The organism is Oryzobacter terrae (assembly GCF_042756445.1).
Lineage (GTDB): Bacteria > Actinomycetota > Actinomycetes > Actinomycetales > Dermatophilaceae > Oryzobacter > Oryzobacter terrae.
This window is the reverse complement of sequence record NZ_CP170578.1, coordinates 1,379,514-1,398,812: the sequence shown is the minus strand read 5'-3', so window position 1 is coordinate 1,398,812 and position 19,299 is coordinate 1,379,514. Positions and strand designations below refer to the sequence as shown.

Sequence of the window (19,299 nt, the reverse complement as noted above, 5' to 3'; positions counted from 1 at the left end):
CATGACCTCGGCGCCCCTCGTACCCGCCCCCGTGACGGTGCGCGTCCCCGCCAAGGTCAACCTCGAGCTCCTCGTCGGCCCGCGCCGCGACGACGGCTACCACCACCTCGCCACGGTGTTCCACGCGGTGAGCCTCTACGACGACGTCACCGTCTCGGTCGCCGACGCGTTCGGGGTCACCGTCAGCGGCCCGCTGGCGGCCGGGGTCCCGCTCGACGGCGAGAACATCGTCCTCAAGGCCGCCCGCCTCGTCGACGCGCGCTTCGACGTCGAGCCGGTCCACGTCGACATCCGCAAGGGCATCCCGGTGGCCGGCGGCATGGCCGGGGGCTCCGCCGACGCCGCGGGCACGCTCGTGGCGCTGGACCACCTCTTCGACCTCGGCCTGGACCGCGAGGAGCTCGAGGAGCTCGGCGCCGACCTCGGCAGCGACGTGCCCTTCCTCGTGGCCGGGGGGACCGCCGTCGGCAGCGGGCGGGGCGAGCTGCTCGCCCCCGTCCTCGCCCGCGGCACCTACCACTGGGTCTTCGCCCTCGGCGAGGACGGCCTGTCGACCCCCGAGGTCTACGCCGAGTGCGACCGGCTGCGCGGCGACGAGGACGTCCCCGAGCCGGTGGCGAACCCCGCCCTCATGGCCGCCCTGCGCAGCGGCGACCCGCACGAGCTCGCGCCCCAGCTCGCCAACGACCTCCAGGACGCGGCGATCTCGCTGCGGCCCGCCCTCGGTGAGGTCCTGGCCGCCGGCATGGAGTTCGGCGCCCTCGGTGGCATCGTCTCGGGGTCCGGGCCGACGATCGCCTTCCTCGTCGAGGACAGCGAGTCCGGGATCGACCTCGCCGTCGCCCTCACGGCGAGCGGTGCGGTGCGCGACGTGCGGCGGGCCAGCGGTCCGGTCCACGGGGCGCACGTCCTCCAGCGCCGGGTCGACTAGTGGCCAACCTCGTCTCCGTCGAGCGCGCCTCCCTCGCGCTCGGCACCGCGCAGGTGCTCGACGCCGTCTCCCTCGGGGTCGGTGGCGGCGACCGGATCGGCGTCGTCGGGCGCAACGGTGGCGGCAAGACGACCCTGCTGCGCGTCCTCGAGGGCTCGCGCGAGGTCGACACGGGACGCGTCGCGCGCACCGGCGGGCTCACCGTCGGGGTGCTCACCCAGGACGACACCCTCGACCCGGGGTCCTCGGTGCACGAGGCGGTCCTCGGCGGCCTCGCCGAGCACGAGTGGGCGGCCAGCTCCCGGGTGCGCGACGTCCTCACCGGTCTCCTCGGCGGCATCGACGCCCCTGCCGTCGGCGGGCTCGGCGCCACCGTCGGACCCCTCTCCGGCGGTGAACGGCGGCGGGTGGCCCTCGCCGCCCTGCTCGTGGCCGACCCGACCCTGCTGCTCCTCGACGAGCCGACGAACCACCTCGACGTCGAGGGCGTGGCCTGGCTCGCCGAGCACCTCGTGCGCGAGCACTCCCGCCCCGACAACGCGCTCGTCGTCATCACCCACGACCGGTGGTTCCTCGACGCCGTCGCGACCCAGACGTGGGAGGTCGAGAACGGGGGAGTGCACTCCTACGAGGGCGGGTACGCCGCCTTCGTCCTCGCCAAGGCCGAGCGCGAGCGGATGGCGGGGGTGGTGGCCGACCGCCGCGACAACCTCCTGCGCAAGGAGCTCGCCTGGCTGCGCCGGGGACCCCCGGCCCGCACGAGCAAGCCGAAGTTCCGGATCGACGCGGCGAACGCCCTCATCGCCGACGAGCCGCCGGCGCGCGACGACGTCGAGCTCGTCCGCTTCGCGACCACCCGTCTCGGCAAGGACGTCGTCGACCTCGTCGACGCCAGCCTCGCCGTCGGCGACCGCACGCTCCTCGACCGGTTCACCTGGCGCCTGGCCCCGGGGGAGCGCGTCGGGATCGTCGGCGTCAACGGTGCCGGGAAGTCGACCCTGCTGCGAGCCATCGCCGGGTCCCACCCCCTCGCCGCGGGCAAGAGGCGCGAGGGCGTGACGGTGCGCCTCGCCTTCCTCACCCAGGAGGTCCGCGAGCTCGAGGCATGGGAGGGGCGCCGGGTCATCGAGGCGGTCGAGGCCGTCCGCTCCCTCGTCCGGCTCGGCAAGAAGGAGCTCACCGCCTCGCAGCTCGCCCAGCGGCTCGGGTTCACCGGGGCGCGCCAGCAGACCCGGGTGGGCGACCTGTCCGGCGGCGAGCGGCGCCGGCTCCAGCTGACCCGCCTGCTCATGGACGAGCCGAACGTCCTGCTCCTCGACGAGCCGACCAACGACTTCGACATCGAGACGCTGACCTCGCTCGAGGACCTCCTCGACGGCTGGGCCGGCACGCTCGTCGTCGTCTCGCACGACCGCTACCTGCTCGAGCGGGTCGCCGACCGCCAGGTCGCCCTCCTCGGCGACGGGCGCCTGCGCGACCTGCCCGGAGGGGTCGAGGAGTACCTGCGGCTGCGGGCGACGGCCAAGGCCGCCGCGGCCTCCGCCGCCTCGACGGCCCCGTCGGGCGCGGCCCGGGCGACCTCATCCCCGACGTCCGGCTCCGCCGGTCCGGCGACGCCGCCCGACCCGGCCGCGGCCCGCGAGGCCCGCAAGGTCATGGCGCGCGTCGAGAAGCAGCTCACCCGCCTGGCCGGGCGCGAGGACCGGGTGCACGCGGCGATGGCCGCGGCGGCGACGGACCACGAGCGGGTCCTCGAGCTCAACCGAGAGCTGCGCGAGATCGTCGACGAGCGGGAGTCGCTCGAGCTCGAGTGGCTCGAGGCCGCCGAGCTCGTCGGCTGACCTCCGCCCGAGCCCGAGCCCGAGCCCGGGCCCGAACCCGAGTCCGAGCCCGGGCCGCCAGGCGACCGGCCTGCGTCCAGAGCCACCACGCGAGGACGCCCGCGGCCAGCCCCGCGCCGAAGGCCACCCAGGGGGTGGACCGCAGCTCCTGGAGCACCTGCCAGTGGACGACGTAGGTGAACAGCGACGCCGAGGCGAGGACCTGGAGGAGGGGCACGAGCGCCCTCGGGACCCGGGTCGTCGGCACCCAGACGACGAGGAGGACGACGGCGAGGGTCAGCAGGTCGCGACGCGGGTTGCCGGAGAACGTGCCCACGGCCGGCACGGCCACGGCGCTGACGACGAGGCGTTCGCGCAGCCCGTCGGCGGCCCCGGAGGCCCAGCCGAGGCAGAACAGCCAGAGCACGACGAGCGCCGAGCCCTGCATGTGCGGGACCGGCGGGAAGAGCACGTCCTGCCACCAGAGCATCCCGAGCCCCGTCAGGGCCAGGGGGAGGGCGAACGGGTGCCGGCGCTGCAGCCGGTCACCCCACGGGGTCGCGAGGAGGGCGGTCGTCGCGAGGAGCCCGACGACGACGGCCTCGACGAACCAGAAGCGCCAGTCCGGCCCGAGCCGCGGCTCGCCGAGGAGCCAGTTCGCCAGCCCCACCGTCGACGTCGCGTACTGCCCGGTGACGAGGTGGACCGTGCCGACGACCGCGAGGGTGGGTGCGACGACCCGCGCCACGGCGGTGAGCAGGCCACGCGTGCGCTCGGCCCGCGGCGCGTCACCGAGGCGGAACCGCACGAGGTTGTAGCCGACGAGCACGAGGAGGGCGTGCGCCGTCCCCTGGAGCCGGAAGACGTGGGCGTGCGTGCCGACGATGAGGACGATCGCCACGGCCCGCAGCACCACGCTCGTCTCGACGGTGCGCATCCCGCGCCGGGCGTCGAGGCGGGACCACCGGCCGGTGGTCCCGGGGGCGGCCGTGGCGCCGGCGACGGTCGCGGCGTGGGCCACGGCGGCGGCCTCGAGGTCGCGCAGCGGCGTGACGTGCCAGCCACGGGGAAGGTCCCCGACGCACTCCTCGACGTGGAGGGAAGCCTCGACGTACGACAGCGAGTCGCCGCCGAGCGAGGCGAAGGTGTCGTGCGGGCCGACCTCCCGACCGAGGATCGCGGCGAAGCGCTCGGACAGCGTGCCGGCGAGCGGCGCACCCGAGGCCGGTTCGGGAAGGCCCTCGGCCGCCGACGTCAGCGCCGCGTAGTCGACCTTGCCGCTCGGCAGCAGGGGGACGCCGGGGAGCCCGAGGTCGGAGGGGGAGGCGAGGCGCACGCTGCGGGCCGGGACGCCGGCGCGGGCCGCGGCCACCTCCGCGACGTCGACGTGCCCGTCGCGCTCGTCGCGCCCGTGGCCCGGGACGGTCGGGCCGGTGGAGGCGCTCGGGTCGCAGACGACGAGACCGGGCCCGCCGGCGACGCAGCGGACGTCGTGGCCGCTCTCGCGCAGGGAGCGCTCGACGTGCTCGAGGTCGACCCGGTGGCCGAGCACCTTCGCGACGCGGGAGCGGCGGCCGGTCACCTCGAGGAGCCCGTCGCCGGTCCAGCGCCCGAGGTCGCCCGTGAAGAGGCGCTCGACGGCGCGGCCGAGGGCGAGGTCGGCCGGCTCGTGCGCGTAGCCGAGCATGACGTTGGGCCCGTCGTAGACGACCTCGCCGTCGACGAGGTCGAGGCGCCCTCCCGGTACCGCGACGCCGACCGCGTGCGGGTGGCTCGCGGCGAGGTCGGGCGGGAGGTAGGCCATCCGGGCCGTCGCCTCGGTCTGCCCGTACATGACGAAGAGGTCGAAGCCGCGCTCGCGACCGAGCTCGGCGAGGGCGACGACGCGGGCGGGGTCGAGGCGCCCCCCGGCCTGGGTCACCGTCCGCAGCCGGGGGAGGTCCATCGCGGCGAAGCCCACCCGGTCGAGCAGCTCGAAGGAGTGGGGGACGCCGGCCAGGGTGGTGACGCCGGCCTCGACCATGAGGTCCCAGAAGCGGGGGTCGGCGACCGAACCCTCGGTGAGCACGACCGAGGCGCCCGCGGCGAGGTGGCTGTGGACGACGCTCAGGCCGTAGCAGTAGTGGACCGGCAGGCTCGTGACGGCGCGGTCGCTGGTGCGGATGCCGAGGGAGCCGGCGATGGCGAGGGCGTTGCTGCGCAGGTTCTCGTGCGAGAGCCGGACCAGGCGTGGTGACCCGCTCGACCCGCTCGTGCTCATGAGGAGGGCGAGGTCGGGGTGGAGGTCGTGACGTGCCCGGGCCCGGCGCACCGCGACCGTGCCGTCACCGTCGAGGGTGACGTCGGGGTCCCACGCGGCGGCGAGCGCGTCCGTCGCGGCCCCGGGGCCGGGGGTCAGGAGGACGACGTGCCCGGCCGCCTGGGCCGCGAGAAGGCCGACGAGGGTGCCGAGGTCGTTGCGCGCCCGCACGTGGACGAGCCGGCGCTCGCCGGCGAGGCGTCGGGCGGTGGTGGCGACCCGGGCCGCGAGCTCGGCCCGGCTGAGCGTGACGAGGCAGCCGTCCTCGACGACGTGGACCGCGGGGTCGTCGGGTCCTCCCGGGCCGGTCCCGAGCCAGCCACCGAGGTCGCCGGGCGTCGTTCCCCGAGGGGGCCGCGACGGCGCGGCGGTGTCCGGCCGGGGAGCCGGGGGGTGGACGACGCTCACGCGAGCACTGTAGTGAGGTAAGGCTTACCTTCCAAGTGCGCTGGTGGGAGGGCGTCCGCGTGCCGCGGAGGTCAGGCGTCGCCCTCGAAGGGGTGGAGGAGGCGGCGCAGGAGGGCGGCGAGGTCGGCGCGCTCGGTGGACCCGAGGTCGCCGAGGAGGGCCTCCTCGTGGGCGATGAGGTCGGCGAGGGCCGCGTCGACGACGGTCATCCCGGTGGGCGTGAGGCGGACGATGACCCCGCGGCGGTCGTTCGGGGCGGGGTGCCGCTCGACGAGGCCACGGGCGGCGAGCCGGTCGACCCGGTTCGTCATCGTCCCGCTCGTGACGAGGGTCTCGGAGACGAGCTGGCCGGGGCTCAGCTCGTAGGGGGTGCCGGCGCGACGCAGGGCGGACAGGACGTCGAACTCCCAGCCGTCGAGCCGGTGCTCGGCGAACGCGGTGCCGCGAGCGCGGTCGAGGCGACGGGCCAGCCGGGACACCCGCGAGAGCACCTCGAGGGGGGTGACGTCGAGGTCAGGGCGCTCCCGGCGCCACGCGGAGACGATACGGTCGACATCGTCAGCGGCCATGGCCGGACTCTACTCCGCGTCAACATTCTTGACGTCGAGACGAATGGTGAGGAGGCGCCATGCGCGAGCACGGCAGCTGGGACCCGACGGCCTACGCGCGGTTCTCCGACGAGCGCAGCCGACCGTTCTCCGACCTCGTGACGCAGGTCCGCGCCGACAGCCCCTCGCTCGTCGTCGACCTCGGCTGCGGGCACGGTCCGGCCACCCTCACCCTCGCCCGGCTGTGGCCCGAGGCACGGGTCGTGGGGATCGACTCCAGCGAGTCGATGCTCGACGCCGCCCGCGAGCTGGACCGCGACGACCGGGTCGAGTGGGTGCAGGCGGAGCTGCGCGACTGGGACCCCACCTCGCTCGGACAGGCGCCCGACGTCGTCGTCACGTCCTCGACCCTCCAGTGGGTGCCGGGCCACCTCGACCTCCTCGACGCGTGGGTCGGGGCGCTGGCCGACGGCGGCTGGTTCGCCCTTCAGGTCCCCGGCAACTTCGACGCCCCCAGCCACCGCCTCATGCGCGAGACCGCCGAGCAGCACGAGCGCTCCGGCGAGCTCACCGCCGCCCTCGACCTCCCGGCCGTCGGGGAGCCCGCCACCTACCTGCGCTACCTCACCCGGCTCGGCTGCACGGTCGACGCCTGGGAGACCACCTACCTCCACGTCCTCGACCCCGGCGCCGACGACGAGAACCCCGTCCTCACGTGGGTGCGCTCCACCGGGCTGCGACCGGTGCTCGAGATCCTCACCGACCCCGACGAGCTCGCGGCGTTCATCGAGCCCTACGGCGCCGCGCTCACCGAGGCGTACCCCCGGTCGTCGGCGGGCGTGCTCTTCCCGTTCCGGCGGGTGTTCGCCGTCGGGCGCAAGGACCGCTCCCGCGACGAGGCGCCGGCGTCCGGCTGACGCTCGTCGAGGCGCCGCCCGGAGGGGCCCACGACGGCTCAGGTCCCGGACGGCTCGTCCGGCGTGAGGGTCGGCTTGGCCTCGAGGCCGGTCAGCCCGTTCCACGCGAGGTTGACGACGTGCGCCGCGACCTCGTGCTTCTTGAACCGGCGCGAGTCCAGCCACCACTGACCGGTGAGCGCGACCATCCCGACGAGCATCTGCGCGTACATCGGCGCGGCCTTGGGGTCGAGCTTGTGCTCCTTGAACTGCGCGGCGAGGATGTGCTCGACCTGGCTCGCGATGTCGCTCATGAGGCTGGCGAACGAGCCGGTGGCCTGACCGGTCGGGCTGTCCCGCACCAGGATCCGGAAGCCGTCGGTGGAGCCCTCGACGTAGTCGAGGAGGGCGAGCGCCGCCTTCTCGATGATCTGGCGCGAGGTCCCGCCGGTGGCCAGGGCCACGGTCACGCCGCCGAGCAGGCTCTGGATCTCGCGGTCGACGACGACGGCGTACAGGCCCTCCTTGCCCCCGAAGTGCTCGTACACGACGGGCTTGGACACCCCGGCCGAGTGCGCGATCTCCTCGATGGTGGCGCCCTCGAACCCCTTGTCGGCGAAGTGCTTGCGCCCGATGCCGATGAGCTGCTCGCGCCGTTCGCGCCCCGTCATCCGGGAGCGCCCGGACTTCGGTGGCTTGGTCGTCGAAGGATCGCTCACCGGGCCATTCTGCCCCGGTGGCCGCTCTCCCGCCCGGTCGCCCACGGTCGTCGGCGCCCGCTCGCCCCGCCGGTCGACCCCTGGCGGCACGGGTCGGCGCCGCCGTGGGCGGGCGCCGGGGGTCCACTACCCTCGCTGTGTGCCGTTCGCCGGTGGTGGGCGGCGTTCCCCGGTTGGTCTGCTGGCAGGGCCCGCCTGACTTTGAATCAGGACAAGCGACGTAGGTTCGATTCCTACCCGGGGAGCGCGGCGCGGACCTCGTCGGCGGCGCCGAGGAACGACTCCAGCTCGGCGCGCTCGAGGTCGTCGAGCGGCAGGGCCGCGATGTCGTCGACGAGCCGCTGCGCCGCCGCGGTGTCGCCCAGGCGCACCCGGAGCTCGGCGAGGTAGACCATCGCCTCGAGCCGCTCGCCCACGGGTGCGTCGGGGTGCCTCGCGAGCCCCTTCTCGAGCAGGCCCGCCGCCCGGCCGTCGTCCCCGCGTGCGTCCCCCTGGCGGGCGGCGCCGAGCAGCACCCGCCTCAGCCCCGAGACCCCGTCGTCGTCCTCGCCCTCGACGCCACCGTGGCGGTAGAAGCGCAGCCAGTTGCCTCCGACGTCGACGAGGCTGAACCCCGACACCGTCCCCTGCTTGCGCCGCGGTCGCAGCAGCCGAGGGATCCCCGCCAGCGGGACCCGGCCCCGCGCCGCCTTGAGCCCGGCGGCGAACTCGGCGTGCAGGGCTCCGGGGTCGGCGACCACGACGATGACGCTCGCGTACGAGTGCTCGGGCACGAAGCCGTCAATGCCGGAGAGGTGGATCTCCCAGTCGTCGCGGGCGACGACGGCGCAGGGGTACGGGCGGCGCTGGACGAACGTGGCCCGGAAGCCGAGGGACCCGTAGAAGGACAGCGCCTCCTCGAGGTCGGGGCAGGGGAGGATCGGGACGGTCCGGGTCGGCGGCGCGGGGACGGGCACCGGTCCAGTGTGGCGGGCCGCTGCCGCAGTGACGAGGGGCCGGCGCCGGCCAGAACCCACACCACCGGGTAAAAACCACAAAAACGGGCGCCCGTTTCTCTTTACATCGGATCGTGGGGGTGGTTTCATGGATCCACCGGCCCGACGAGGGGCCACCGGGGACGAGGGAGTCCGATGTACGCAGCGGAGCGCCAGCAGCGGATCATGGTCGAGGCCCGACGGGCCGGCCGGGTCGAGGTCGCCTCGCTCGCCGAGTCGCTCGGGGTCGCCACCGAGACCGTCCGCCGCGACCTCACCGCCCTCGAGCAGCGCGGCTCGCTCCGCCGGGTCCACGGCGGCGCCATCCCCGTCGAGCGCCTCGAGCTCGAGCCCACGCTCGCCACCCGCGCCTCCCGCCTCACCGACGTCAAGCGCCGCATCGCGGCCCGCGTCCTCGACGAGCTCCCCACGGGCGGAACGGTGCTCCTCGACTCCGGCTCCACGACGCAGGCGGTCGTCCAGCTCCTCCCGCCCGACCTCGACCTCACCGTCGTCACGAACTCGGTGGCCGCGGCGTCGCTGCTCTCCACCCACCCCGGCATCAGCCTCTACGTCCTCGGGGGGCGGGTGCGCGGGGTCACCGGCGCGGCCGTCGGCGACTGGGCCACGCACGCCCTCGACGGCCTCGTCGTCGACGTCGCCGTCCTCGGCACCAACGGCATCTCGGCGGCTCGCGGCCTCACGACACCCGACCAGGCCGAGGGGCTCGTCAAGGCCGCGATGGTCCGCTCGGCCCGCCGGGTCGTCGTCGCCACCGACTCGAGCAAGGCCGGCGACGACCACCTCCACCGCTTCGCCCGCCTCGAGGACGTCGACCTCGTCGTCACCGACACCGACCTCGCCGACGACGTCGTCGCCGAGCTGCGTGCCGCCGGCCCCCAGGTGGTGACGGCGTGATCGTCACCCTCACCCCCAACCCGAGCATCGACCGGGCCGTGACGATCGACGTGCTGCGCCGCGGCGAGGTCCACCGGGCGACGTCCTCACGGGTCGACCCCGGCGGCAAGGGCGTCAACGTCTCGAGGGCCCTCGCGGCCCAGCGCGCCGACACCGTCGCGGTCCTCCCGGCCGGCGGTCCCGAGGGCCACCTCATGGACGAGCTGCTCGACGCCGCGCGGGTGCCGCGCCGCAGCGTGCCCGTCGCCGGGGCGCTGCGGATGAACGTCAGCGTCCTCGAGCCCGACGGCACGACGACCAAGCTCAACGAGCCGGGTCCGCAGCTCTCCGAGGTCGAGGTCGACCTCCTCCTCCAGGAGGCCCTCGACGCCGCGTGCACCGCCACCTGGGTCGTCGGCTGCGGGAGCCTGCCGCCGGGCGCCCCCACCGACCTCTACGCCCAGCTCGTCACCCGGGTCCGCGAACGGGGCGTCAAGGTCGCCGTCGACTCCTCCGGCGCGCCGATGACGGCCGCCGTCGCCGCGCGCCCCGACCTCATCAAGCCGAACCACGAGGAGCTCGCCGAGCTCGTCGGTCGCGAGCTGCCGACTCTCGCAGACGTCCTCGACGCCGCTCGTGGGCTCGTCGCCGGTGGCATCGAGGTCGTCGCGGTCAGCCTCGGTGGCGACGGCGCGGTCCTCGTGACGGCCGACGAGGCGGTCCACGCCCGCGCGACGATCACCGCCCCCCTGTCCACCGTGGGCGCCGGCGACTGCATGCTCGCCGGGCTGCTCCACGGCCTGTCGAGCGGGCTCGCCCCCGCCGACGCCCTCGCCGCCGCCGTCACGTGGGGCGCCGCCGCGGTCACCCTCCCCGGCAGCCGCGTCCCCACCCCGTCCGACCTCGACGGGATCCCCGTCCAGGTCACCAGCACTCCCGACCCCACCCTCGTCCTGGGTCACTGACCAGACGCCCCGAAAGGAAACGCCATGTCCCTCATCACCACCGAGCAGGTCGTCCTCGACCTGACCGGCGACGACCGCCACGAGGCGACCCGCGTCCTCGCGGAGCGGCTCGTGGCCAGTGGCCGCTGCACCGACCTCGACCAGTTCCTCGCCGACGTCGCCGAGCGCGAGTCGAAGATGGCGACGGGCCTGCCCGGCGGCATCGGGATCCCGCACGCCCGCAGCGCGGCGATCACCGAGCCCTCGCTCGTCTTCGGCCGCACCGACGGGATCGACTGGGGCGCCAAGGACGGCCCGGCCACCCTCGTGTTCCTCATCGCGGCACCCGAGGGCGGGGGCGACGCGCACATGCAGATGCTCCCCAAGCTCGCCCGAGCCCTGATGAAGAAGGACTTCAAGGCCGCGCTCGCCGCCGCGACGAGCGAGGAGGAGGTCGTGCGGATCGTCAGCGCCGAGGTCGCCCTCGACCCCGCCCCGGCCGCCACGCCCGCGGCCGCCGCCGCCGCGCCCACCGCCGCGGCGCCCGCGCCGGAGGCGACGCCGGCCGCCGCCCCCGACACGTCGGCCGCCCCGTCCCCGGCCGCGCCGGACGTCCCGGCCACGCCCGCAACCCCGGAGAAGCGCTCCCTCACCCTCGTGGGCGTGACGTCGTGCCCCACCGGGATCGCGCACACCTACATGGCGGCCGAGGGCCTCGAGGCCGCGGCGAAGGCCGCCGGCCACACGATGACCGTCGAGACCCAGGGCTCGGCCGGCTCGAACCCGCTGAGCGCGGCGCAGATCGCCGCCGCCGACGCCGTGATCTTCGCCCACGACCTCCCCGTCAAGGACGCCGGCCGCTTCGCCGGCAAGCCGACGGTCGACGTCGGCGTCAAGAAGGGCATCTCCGAGGGCCCGGCCCTCGTCGCCCAGGCCGAGGCGCTCGTCGCCGAGTGGGCGGCCGACCCCAGCAGGGCCGAGGCCGCGGCCGCCGCGGCGTCGACGGCGCGTGCCTCGGGTGGGCTCGTCACGAAGGTCGAGGACGGCGCGAGCACCCTCACCCGCGTGCGCCAGTGGCTCATGACGGGTGTGTCGTACATGATCCCGTTCGTCGCGGCCGGCGGCATCCTCATCGCCCTGTCGTTCATGCTCGCCCAGGTCGCGATGGGGGAGCAGGGCGCCATCGAGATCGTCAAGTACGGCCTCACCGCCGAGGGCGAGTACAACATCACCCAGAACTTCAACGCCCTCAGCCTCACCTCGTGGGCCGCGCTCCTCTTCGTCATCGGGGCGGCCTCCTTCGGCTTCCTCGTCCCGATCCTGTCGGGCTTCATCGCCTTCGCGATCGCCGACCGGCCGGGCCTGGTCCCCGGCATCGTCGGCGGCTCGATCGCCGCGACGATGGGCGCCGGCTTCCTCGGCGGTCTCGCCACCGGTGTCATCGGCGGTCTCGTCGCCCGGTGGGTCTCCGGGTGGAAGGTCGCCAAGGGCGTGCGCGGCGTCATGCCGGTCGTCGTCATCCCCATCGTCTCGACCCTCATCACCGCAGGCCTGTTCATCACCCTCCTCGGCCGCCCGATCGTGGCGCTGAGCGACGGACTCAAGAACGGTCTCGACGGGCTCGGTGGCTCCAGCGCCGTCCTCGTCGGCCTCATCCTCGGCGCGATGATGGGCTTCGACCTCGGCGGTCCGGTCAACAAGGTCGCCTACGCCTTCGCCACCGGGGGCCTCGGCGCCGCGGGTGCCGCCTCCGACTCGGCCCCGCTGAAGATCATGGCCGCGGTCATGGCCGCCGGCATGGTGGCGCCGCTGGCCATGGCCCTGGCGACCACCGTTCGCCCGCACCTGTTCTCGGAGCCCGAGCGCGAGAACGGCAAGGCCGCCTGGTTGCTGGGCGCCTCGTTCATCTCCGAGGGCGCCATCCCGTTCGCCGCCGCCGACCCGGTGCGCATCATCGCCTCGTCGGTCGTCGGGTCCTCGATCACCGGAGCGCTCGTCATGCTCTTCGGCTCGGCCATCCGGGCGCCCCACGGCGGCATCTGGGTGCTCCCGATCATGGGCAGCATCACCCAGATCCTGCTCTTCCTCCTCGCCCTCGTCATCGGCGTCCTCGTCATGACCGTCGCCGTCGTCGCCCTGAAGTCGCGCGACCGTCGCCTCGCCGAGGTGGACGCGGTGGCTACGGTCTGAGGAAGGACCCGCACGACCACAGCACCATCCGCACCGCCTCCCGAGCACGTCCGCACCGATCCACCCGAAGGATGAAACCCATGGCACAGCGCACCGTCACCATCGCCTCGTCGGTCGGCCTCCACGCCCGCCCCGCGGCCCTGTTCGTCCAGGCCGCGAGCGACACCGGGCTCGACGTCGAGATCGGCCGCCCGGGCGAGGACGCCGTCGACGCGACGAGCATCCTCGGCGTCATGGCCCTGGGGGCCAAGCACGGCGAGGAGGTCGTCCTCACCGCCGACGGCGACGGCGCCGACGAGGCGCTCGACGGGCTCGTCGCCCTCCTCTCGCGCGACCTCGACGCGGAGTGAGCGCGGTGACCGCGACGGAGACCCGGCAGGGCATCGGCGTCAGCCCGGGCTCGGCCTACGGGCCGGTGGTGCAGGTCGCGCCGCCGGTCCGGCCGCCCGCCGACGAGCCGGCGGTCGACGACCGTGACGCCGCGCTCGCCGACGTCAGGGCCGCGTTCGAGTCCGTCGCGGTCGCCCTCGAGGCCAAGGCCGCCCACGCCGACGACACCGGGCAGCAGATCCTCAAGGCGACGGCCCTCATCGCCCGCGACAAGGGCCTGGTGAAGGCGGCGACCAAGCAGCTCGACGCCGGTCGCGGCCGGGCCACCTCGATCGCGAACGCGGTGGAGGAGTACTGCGCCCAGTTCGAGGCGCTCGGCGGCTACTTCGCCGAGCGGGTCACCGACCTGCGCGACGTCGGGTCGCGGGCGGTCGCGGCCGTCCTCGGCGTCCCGTCGCCGGGCGTGCCCGACTTCACCGAGCCGAGCGTCGTCGTCGCCGAGGACCTCGCCCCGGCCGAGACGGCGACCCTGGACCGCTCCCTCGTCGTCGGCATCGTCACCCAGGCGGGCGGTCGTACGAGCCACACGGCGATCCTCGCCGCGCAGATGGGGATCCCGGCGGTCGTCCAGCTCGCCGGGGCCACTGAGATCCCGGCCGGGACCCCCGTCGCCCTCGACGGCGACACCGGCGAGGTCACCATCGCCCCCGACCCCTCGCTCGTCGAGGCCCAGCGGGTCCGCCGGGCCAAGCGGGCCGAGGCGCTGTCGTCGAGCCGTGGGCCGGGGGTGACGAAGGACGGGCACGCCATCGCGCTCCTCGCGAACATCGGCGGGGTCAAGGACGCCGAGGAGGCCGGCCCGCTCGACCTCGAGGGCGTCGGCCTGTTCCGCACCGAGTTCGTCTTCCTCTCGGCCGACAGGGCCCCGACGGTGGAGGAGCAGACCGACATCTACCGGAAGGTCTTCGCGCCGTTCGGCTCCCGCCGGGTCGTCGTGCGCACGCTCGACGCCGGCGCCGACAAGCCGCTGTCGTTCGCCGACCTCGGCCCGGAGGAGAACCCGGCCCTGGGCCGTCGCGGGCTGCGCCTGTCGGCCGAGCGCCCCGAGCTCCTCGACGCGCAGCTCGAGGCGCTGGCCGTCGCGGCCAAGGAGACCGGGGCCGACGTGCGCGTCATGGCCCCGATGGTCGCCACGGTCGAGGAGGCCGCGTGGTTCGCCCGGCGGGTCCGCGAGAACGGGCTCCCGAAGGCCGGCGTCATGATCGAGGTCCCCGGGGCCGCGCTGCGGGCTCGCCACGTCCTCGCCGAGGTCGACTTCGGCAGCCTCGGCACCAACGACCTCGCGCAGTACACGATGGCCGCCGACCGGATGCAGGGCGCGCTCTCCGACCTGCTCGACCCGTGGCAGCCGGCCGTCCTCGACGTCGTCGCCGCGGCGTGCGACGGCGCCCGCCAGACCGGCGTCCCGATCGGCGTGTGCGGCGAGTCGGCGGGCGACCCGCTGCTGGCCCTCGTCCTCGCGGGGCTCGGGGTCTCGAGCCTGTCGATGGCGCCGAGCAAGGTCCCGGTCGTCCGGCTGGCCCTGTCGCTGCACACCCTCCCCGAGTGCCAGGGGCTCGCCACCGCCGCCCGCGACGCGCGGACCGCGATGGAGGCCCTCCAGGCCGTGCGGGAGCGGTCGCGCCCCGAGCTCACCGACCTCCTCTGACCCCGCCCCCGAGCCGGTGCCCGGCGCGCGTCGTCCGCGCGCCGGGCACCCCTCGGCCGGTCGGTGGGACCTCGGATGTCACCGAACCTCCGGGATGTCACCCGATATCGGGGGTCCCGGCGGAGGTTCGGTGACATTCGGGTCGGAGGGAGCGCGACGGGCCCCGGCGGCGGGTCGGGGCGGGGGTCCGGGCGCGGGTAGCATGACGGCGTCCGCTGGCCCCCGCAGCACACCTGGAGCCCCTGAGCGTGAGCACCCCCCGCCCGGCCGCCGTCATCGTCCTCGCCGCCGGCGAAGGCACCCGGATGAGGTCGGCGACCCCCAAGGTCCTCCACCGGATCGGCGGGCAGCCCCTCGTCGGCCACGCCGTCCGCGCGGCCCGCGCCTCGGGCGCCGAGCACGTCGAGGTCGTCGTCCGCCACGAGCGCGACCGCGTCGTCGAGGTCCTCGCCTCGCTCGACCCGGCCCTCGTCATCGCCGACCAGGACGACGTCAAGGGCACCGGCCGCGCCGTCGAGTGCGGCCTCGACGCGCTGCCGGCGGGGCTGTCGGGCACCGTCCTCGTCACCTACGGCGACGTCCCGCTCCTCGCCGGCGAGACCCTCGTCGCCCTCACCGCCTCGCACACCGAGAGCGGGGCCGCGGTCTCGGTCGTCACCGCGCACCTCGCCGACCCCACCGGATACGGCCGCATCGTCCGTGACGCCGAGGGCGCCGTGGCGCGGATCGTCGAGCACAAGGACGCCACCCCCGACGAGCGCGCCCTCACCGAGATCAACTCCGGCATCTACGCCTTCGACGCCGTGCTGCTGCGCGAGGCCCTGGCCCAGGTCGGCACCGACAACGCGCAGGGCGAGAAGTACCTCACCGACGTCGTCGCCATCGCGCGCGACTCCGGCCGTCCGGTGCGCGCCCACGTCGTCGACGACCTCTGGCAGACCGAGGGCGTCAACGACCGGGTCCAGCTCGCCGCCCTCGGCCGCGAGCTCAACCGCCGGGTGTGCGAGCAGCACATGCGCGCGGGTGTGACGATCGTCGACCCCGCGACGACGTGGATCGACGTCGACGTCTCGATCGGCGCCGACACCACGGTCCTGCCCGGCACGCAGCTCCTCGGCGCGACGAGCATCGGCGCGCAGGCCGTCATCGGCCCCGAGGTCACCCTCACCGACACCGAGGTGGGCGACGGCGCCGAGGTCACCCGCGCGGTCGCCAACCTCGCGGTCATCGGCGCGGGCGCGACGGTCGGGCCGTACTCGTACCTGCGGCCCGGCACGCGCCTCGGCGCGAAGGGCAAGATCGGCGGGTTCGTCGAGACGAAGAACGCCGACATCGGCGACGGCGCCAAGGTGCCGCACCTCACCTACGCCGGCGACGTGACGATCGGGGAGGGCGCCAACATCGGCGCCGGGACGATCTTCGCCAACTACGACGGCGTGGCCAAGCACCACTCGACGATCGGGAGGCACTCCTTCGTCGGGTCGCACACCGTCGTCGTCAGCCCGGTCACCGTCGGCGACGGCGCGTACGTCGCGGCCGGCTCGGCCCTCGTGGGCGACGTCGACCCCGGCCAGATCGCCGTCGCCCGCGGCCGCCAGCGCAACGTCGACGGCTGGGTCGAGCGCGCCCGCGCCGGCACCGCCACCGCCCGCGCCGCCGCCGAGGCGAAGCGGGCCGCCGCGGCCCCCGAGAGTCCCACTGCCGAGGACCCCACGACCGCCGCGGAGGGCGACCACCAGTGAGCAAAGAGAACCGACCGCCGTCGGCCAACATCCGCAAGCGCCCGAAGAAGCAGATGATGCTCTTCTCGGGCCGGGCCAACCCCGGGCTGGCCCAGGAGGTCGCGGCGCAGCTCGGCACCGAGCTCGTCCCCACGAGCGCCTACGACTTCGCGAACGGCGAGATCTACGTGCGCTTCGAGGAGTCCGTCCGCGGGTCCGACGCCTTCGTCATCCAGAGCCACACGAACCCGATCAACGAGTGCATCATGGAGCACCTGCTCATGGTCGACGCGCTCAAGCGGGCCAGTGCCAAGCGGATCACCGTGGTCATGCCGTTCTACGGCTACGCCCGCCAGGACAAGAAGCACCGCGGCCGCGAGCCGATCAGCGCCCGCCTCATGGCCGACCTGTTCAAGACGGCCGGCGCCGACCGGCTCATCTGCGTCGACCTGCACACCGACCAGATCCAGGGCTTCTTCGACGGGCCGGTCGACCACCTCATGGCCATCCCGATCCTCTCGGAGTACGTGGCCCGCAGGTACGGCGACCAGGACCTCGCGGTCGTCTCGCCCGACGCCGGCCGGATCAAGGTCGCCGAGCAGTGGTCCAAGCGCCTCGGGGGAGTCCCGCTGGCCTTCATCCACAAGACCCGGGACATCAACCGTCCCAACGAGATGGTCGCCAACCGCGTCGTCGGTGACGTCAAGGGCCGCGTCTGCGTCCTCGTCGACGACATGATCGACACCGGCGGCACCATCACCAAGGCCGCCGACGCCCTCATGGCCGACGGCGCAAAGGCGGTCGTCATCGCGGCGACCCACGCGATCCTCAGCGACCCGGCCATCGAGCGGCTGCGCGCCTGCTCGGCCGAGGAGGTTATCGTCACCAACACCCTCCCCATCCCGCCGGAGAAGGAGATCGACGGCGTCACCGTGCTCTCGATCGCCCCGCTCATCAGCGCCGCGGTCAAGGAGGTCTTCGAGGACGGCTCGGTGACGAGCCTCTTCGGCGGCCGCGCCTGACCGTACGGAGCTCGACCGACAGGTCACGACACGCACGCGGACTGCCCCTACCTGTCGTGACCTCTCGGTCGGTTCGTGTGCGGGGAGGGTGCGGCGGGGTCAGGCCCCGGCGGCCTTCCTCGCGCGGTAGGCCGCCACGTTCGCGCGGGTGCCGCACGTCCCGTCGCAGAACTTGCGCGACCGGTTCTTGCTGAGGTCGACGAGCAGGTCCTCGCAGTCGTCGCCGGCGCACACCTTGAGCCGGTCGACCTCGTCGGCCCGGATGACGTCGACGAGGGCCATCCCCACCTCCACCGAGATCCGTTGGGCGAGGGGGGCGTCGTCGGACGTCGCGTGGACGTGCCAGCCGAAGTGCCCGTGCCGCACGAGCCGGGGGAGGGCGCCGTTCTCCTCGAGCAGCGCGTTGGCCTCCGTGACGAGGTCGTCGTCGCGCAGCGACCACAGGTGCCGCAGCCGAGGACGCAGCGCGCGGACCGCGGCCACCTCGGCCTCGCTCGTCGGTCGGCGGCCGGTCCACTCCCACCGGTCGAACCACGCCTGGAGCGCCGGGAGGTCGGGCAGCTCCTCGCGGTCCTCGTCGCCGAGCCCCGGCCCGGTGTTCGCCACCGCGGCGGCGTGCGTCAGCGTCACGTCGGTGTCATAGGTGAACAGCATCTTGACTCCTGACACAGTCGGACACTACCGTCATGGGCAACAGCATACTTCGGTCCTGACGCCGGGGTGGGAACGAGGAGGTCGTCGTGGTCGAGATGGTGCGCCGTCACCTGGGGCTGGGGCTGGCCGCCATGCTCCTGTCGTGTGCGGCCTTCGGGACGTCCGGCCCCTTCGCCAAGGCGCTGATGACCGCCGGCTGGACCCCCGGAGCCGTCGTCCTCACCCGCATCTCCGGGGCCGCGCTCCTCCTGCTCCCGTTCACCCTCTGGGCCCTGCGCGGCCGCTGGCGGGAGGTCGCCCACGAGCTCCCGCGCGTCGCCCTCTACGGCTCGCTCGCCGTCGCCGCCGCCCAGCTCGGCTACTTCCAGGCCGTCAACCGGATGACGGTGGGGGTCGCCCTGCTCATCGAGTACCTCGGCATCGTCCTCGTCGTCCTGTGGGTGTGGGCCCTGACCCGCGTGCGCCCGCACCGGCTCACCGGGGTCGGCATCGTCCTGGCGATCGCCGGCCTCGCCCTCGTCCTCGACGTCACGGGGCAGAGCACCCCGAGCCTCGTCGGCGTCCTGTGGGGCCTGCTCGCCGCCACCGGCCTCGCCGGCCACTACGTCCTCGCCGGGCGGCCCACCCTCCTGCCCGCGACCGCCTTCGCCGGCCTCGGCCTCGCCGTCGGGGCGGTCGTCCTCGCGCTGCTCGGCGTCGTCGGCGTCCTCCCGATGCACCGCGGCACCGGGGCGGTCCTCGTCGCGGGGTCCGAGATCCCCGCGTGGCTGGCCATCGGCGAGCTCGTCGTCGTCGCGGCGGCCCTCGCCTACGTCCTCGGCGTGCTCGGCGCGCGCCACCTCGGCTCGACGCTCGCGTCGTTCGTCGGGCTCACCGAGGTCCTCTTCGCCGTCCTCTTCGCCTGGCTCGTGCTCGCCGAGCTGCCCGGCCCCGTCCAGCTCGTCGGGGGCGCCGTCCTCCTCGCCGGGGTCGTCGCCGTGCGGCTCGGGGAGCGCGACCAGGCGCGCCGCGACGCGAGGGCCGTCGCGGCCGATTTCGACGTTCCCGCGCCCGTCGCCTAGACTCGGGGGGTTGCCTCGGCGAGGGACGTCGCACCGCACACCGACGTGCGGTCCGGGCCGCACCAGCGGCCAGACGCATCCGTGATCGACGCTGGCGGCTCGGTGGTCCCGACCAGGGCTCGCGGGTCGTCCCGCGAGCGGTTCGGTATCGGTGCTGCGTCCCACGTCGAGGAGACC

16 protein-coding genes and 1 tRNA gene are annotated in these 19,299 nt (G+C 74.6%); 12 read left to right on the top strand and 5 right to left on the bottom strand.

From position 1 onward, the window contains the following. The first annotated feature begins 1 nt into the window (after window position 1). The gene (locus ACFWN3_RS06455; protein ID WP_377644529.1) at window positions 2–931 is read left to right on the top strand and encodes a 4-(cytidine 5'-diphospho)-2-C-methyl-D-erythritol kinase; all 930 of its coding nucleotides are present in this window, start codon (window positions 2–4) and stop codon (window positions 929–931) included. Further along, window positions 931–2,772, top strand: a complete 1,842-nt coding sequence (locus ACFWN3_RS06450; RefSeq protein WP_377644527.1) for an ABC-F family ATP-binding cassette domain-containing protein — start codon at window positions 931–933, stop codon at window positions 2,770–2,772. The genes ACFWN3_RS06455 and ACFWN3_RS06450 overlap by 1 nt, the downstream gene beginning before the upstream one ends. On the opposite strand, the gene ACFWN3_RS06445 is transcribed toward ACFWN3_RS06450, so the two are convergent. Continuing rightward, window positions 2,690–5,458 (bottom strand): AMP-binding protein, encoded by a 2,769-nt coding sequence (locus ACFWN3_RS06445; protein ID WP_377644525.1) that lies wholly within the window; start codon window positions 5,456–5,458, stop codon window positions 2,690–2,692. The two genes, ACFWN3_RS06450 and ACFWN3_RS06445, sit on opposite strands and share 83 nt — an antisense overlap. Window positions 5,459–5,529: 71 nt before the next feature. Continuing rightward, entirely contained in the window at window positions 5,530–6,027 is a 498-nt protein-coding gene (locus tag ACFWN3_RS06440; RefSeq protein ID WP_377644523.1) for a MarR family winged helix-turn-helix transcriptional regulator, read from the bottom strand. Window positions 6,028–6,086: 59 nt separating this feature from the next. Here ACFWN3_RS06440 and ACFWN3_RS06435 point away from each other — a divergent pair, with 59 nt between their 5' ends. Beyond that, window positions 6,087–6,923, top strand: coding sequence for a methyltransferase (locus tag ACFWN3_RS06435; RefSeq protein ID WP_377644522.1), 837 nt, complete (start codon window positions 6,087–6,089; stop codon window positions 6,921–6,923). 38 nt (window positions 6,924–6,961) lie between these two features. Here the strand turns inward: ACFWN3_RS06435 and ACFWN3_RS06430 are convergent, their stop codons facing one another. Beyond that, a complete protein-coding gene (locus ACFWN3_RS06430; RefSeq protein ID WP_377645543.1) occupies window positions 6,962–7,573 on the bottom strand; it encodes a TetR/AcrR family transcriptional regulator in 612 nt (203 codons plus the stop codon). Window positions 7,574–7,787: 214 nt separating this feature from the next. Between ACFWN3_RS06430 and ACFWN3_RS06425 the strand changes: the two genes are divergently transcribed. Next, window positions 7,788–7,866, top strand: a tRNA-Gln gene (locus ACFWN3_RS06425). Here the strand turns inward: ACFWN3_RS06425 and ACFWN3_RS06420 are convergent. After that, window positions 7,855–8,577 (bottom strand): hypothetical protein, encoded by a 723-nt coding sequence (locus tag ACFWN3_RS06420; protein WP_377644520.1) that lies wholly within the window; start codon window positions 8,575–8,577, stop codon window positions 7,855–7,857. The two genes, ACFWN3_RS06425 and ACFWN3_RS06420, sit on opposite strands and share 12 nt — an antisense overlap. 174 nt (window positions 8,578–8,751) lie before the next feature. Between ACFWN3_RS06420 and ACFWN3_RS06415 the strand changes: the two genes are divergently transcribed. From ACFWN3_RS06415 to ACFWN3_RS06385, 7 genes are all read left to right on the top strand, one after another. Next, the gene (locus tag ACFWN3_RS06415; RefSeq protein WP_377644518.1) at window positions 8,752–9,513 is read left to right on the top strand and encodes a DeoR/GlpR family DNA-binding transcription regulator; all 762 of its coding nucleotides are present in this window, start codon (window positions 8,752–8,754) and stop codon (window positions 9,511–9,513) included. Continuing rightward, complete coding sequence (pfkB, locus tag ACFWN3_RS06410; RefSeq protein ID WP_377644516.1) at window positions 9,510–10,457, top strand: 1-phosphofructokinase; 948 nt, start codon at window positions 9,510–9,512, stop codon at window positions 10,455–10,457. Before ACFWN3_RS06415 ends, pfkB begins: the two co-directional genes overlap by 4 nt. 24 nt (window positions 10,458–10,481) lie before the next feature. Further along, window positions 10,482–12,626, top strand: coding sequence for a fructose-specific PTS transporter subunit EIIC (locus ACFWN3_RS06405; protein WP_377644514.1), 2,145 nt, complete (start codon window positions 10,482–10,484; stop codon window positions 12,624–12,626). Window positions 12,627–12,706: 80 nt separating this feature from the next. Further along, window positions 12,707–12,976 carry an HPr family phosphocarrier protein gene (locus ACFWN3_RS06400; protein ID WP_377644512.1) on the top strand — a complete coding sequence of 90 codons (270 nt, stop codon included), beginning with the start codon at window positions 12,707–12,709 and terminating at the stop codon, window positions 12,974–12,976. A gap of 5 nt (window positions 12,977–12,981) precedes the next feature. After that, entirely contained in the window at window positions 12,982–14,664 is a 1,683-nt protein-coding gene (ptsP, locus tag ACFWN3_RS06395; protein WP_377644510.1) for a phosphoenolpyruvate--protein phosphotransferase, read from the top strand. A 248-nt stretch (window positions 14,665–14,912) separates the two neighbouring features. Further along, on the top strand, window positions 14,913–16,406 hold the full coding sequence (gene glmU / locus ACFWN3_RS06390) for a bifunctional UDP-N-acetylglucosamine diphosphorylase/glucosamine-1-phosphate N-acetyltransferase GlmU (RefSeq protein ID WP_377644508.1): 1,494 nt from the start codon (window positions 14,913–14,915) through the stop codon (window positions 16,404–16,406). After that, entirely contained in the window at window positions 16,403–17,407 is a 1,005-nt protein-coding gene (locus ACFWN3_RS06385) for a ribose-phosphate diphosphokinase (protein WP_377644507.1), read from the top strand. The genes glmU and ACFWN3_RS06385 overlap by 4 nt, the downstream gene beginning before the upstream one ends. 99 nt (window positions 17,408–17,506) lie before the next feature. Here ACFWN3_RS06385 and ACFWN3_RS06380 read toward each other — a convergent pair whose 3' ends face one another. Then, window positions 17,507–18,061: a CGNR zinc finger domain-containing protein gene (locus ACFWN3_RS06380; RefSeq protein ID WP_377644506.1), complete on the bottom strand. Its 555-nt coding sequence runs from the start codon at window positions 18,059–18,061 to the stop codon at window positions 17,507–17,509. A gap of 95 nt (window positions 18,062–18,156) precedes the next feature. On the opposite strand from ACFWN3_RS06380, the gene ACFWN3_RS06375 reads away from it, so the two are divergent. Then, entirely contained in the window at window positions 18,157–19,122 is a 966-nt protein-coding gene (locus ACFWN3_RS06375) for a DMT family transporter (RefSeq protein ID WP_377645541.1), read from the top strand. Window positions 19,123–19,299 lie beyond the last annotated feature (177 nt).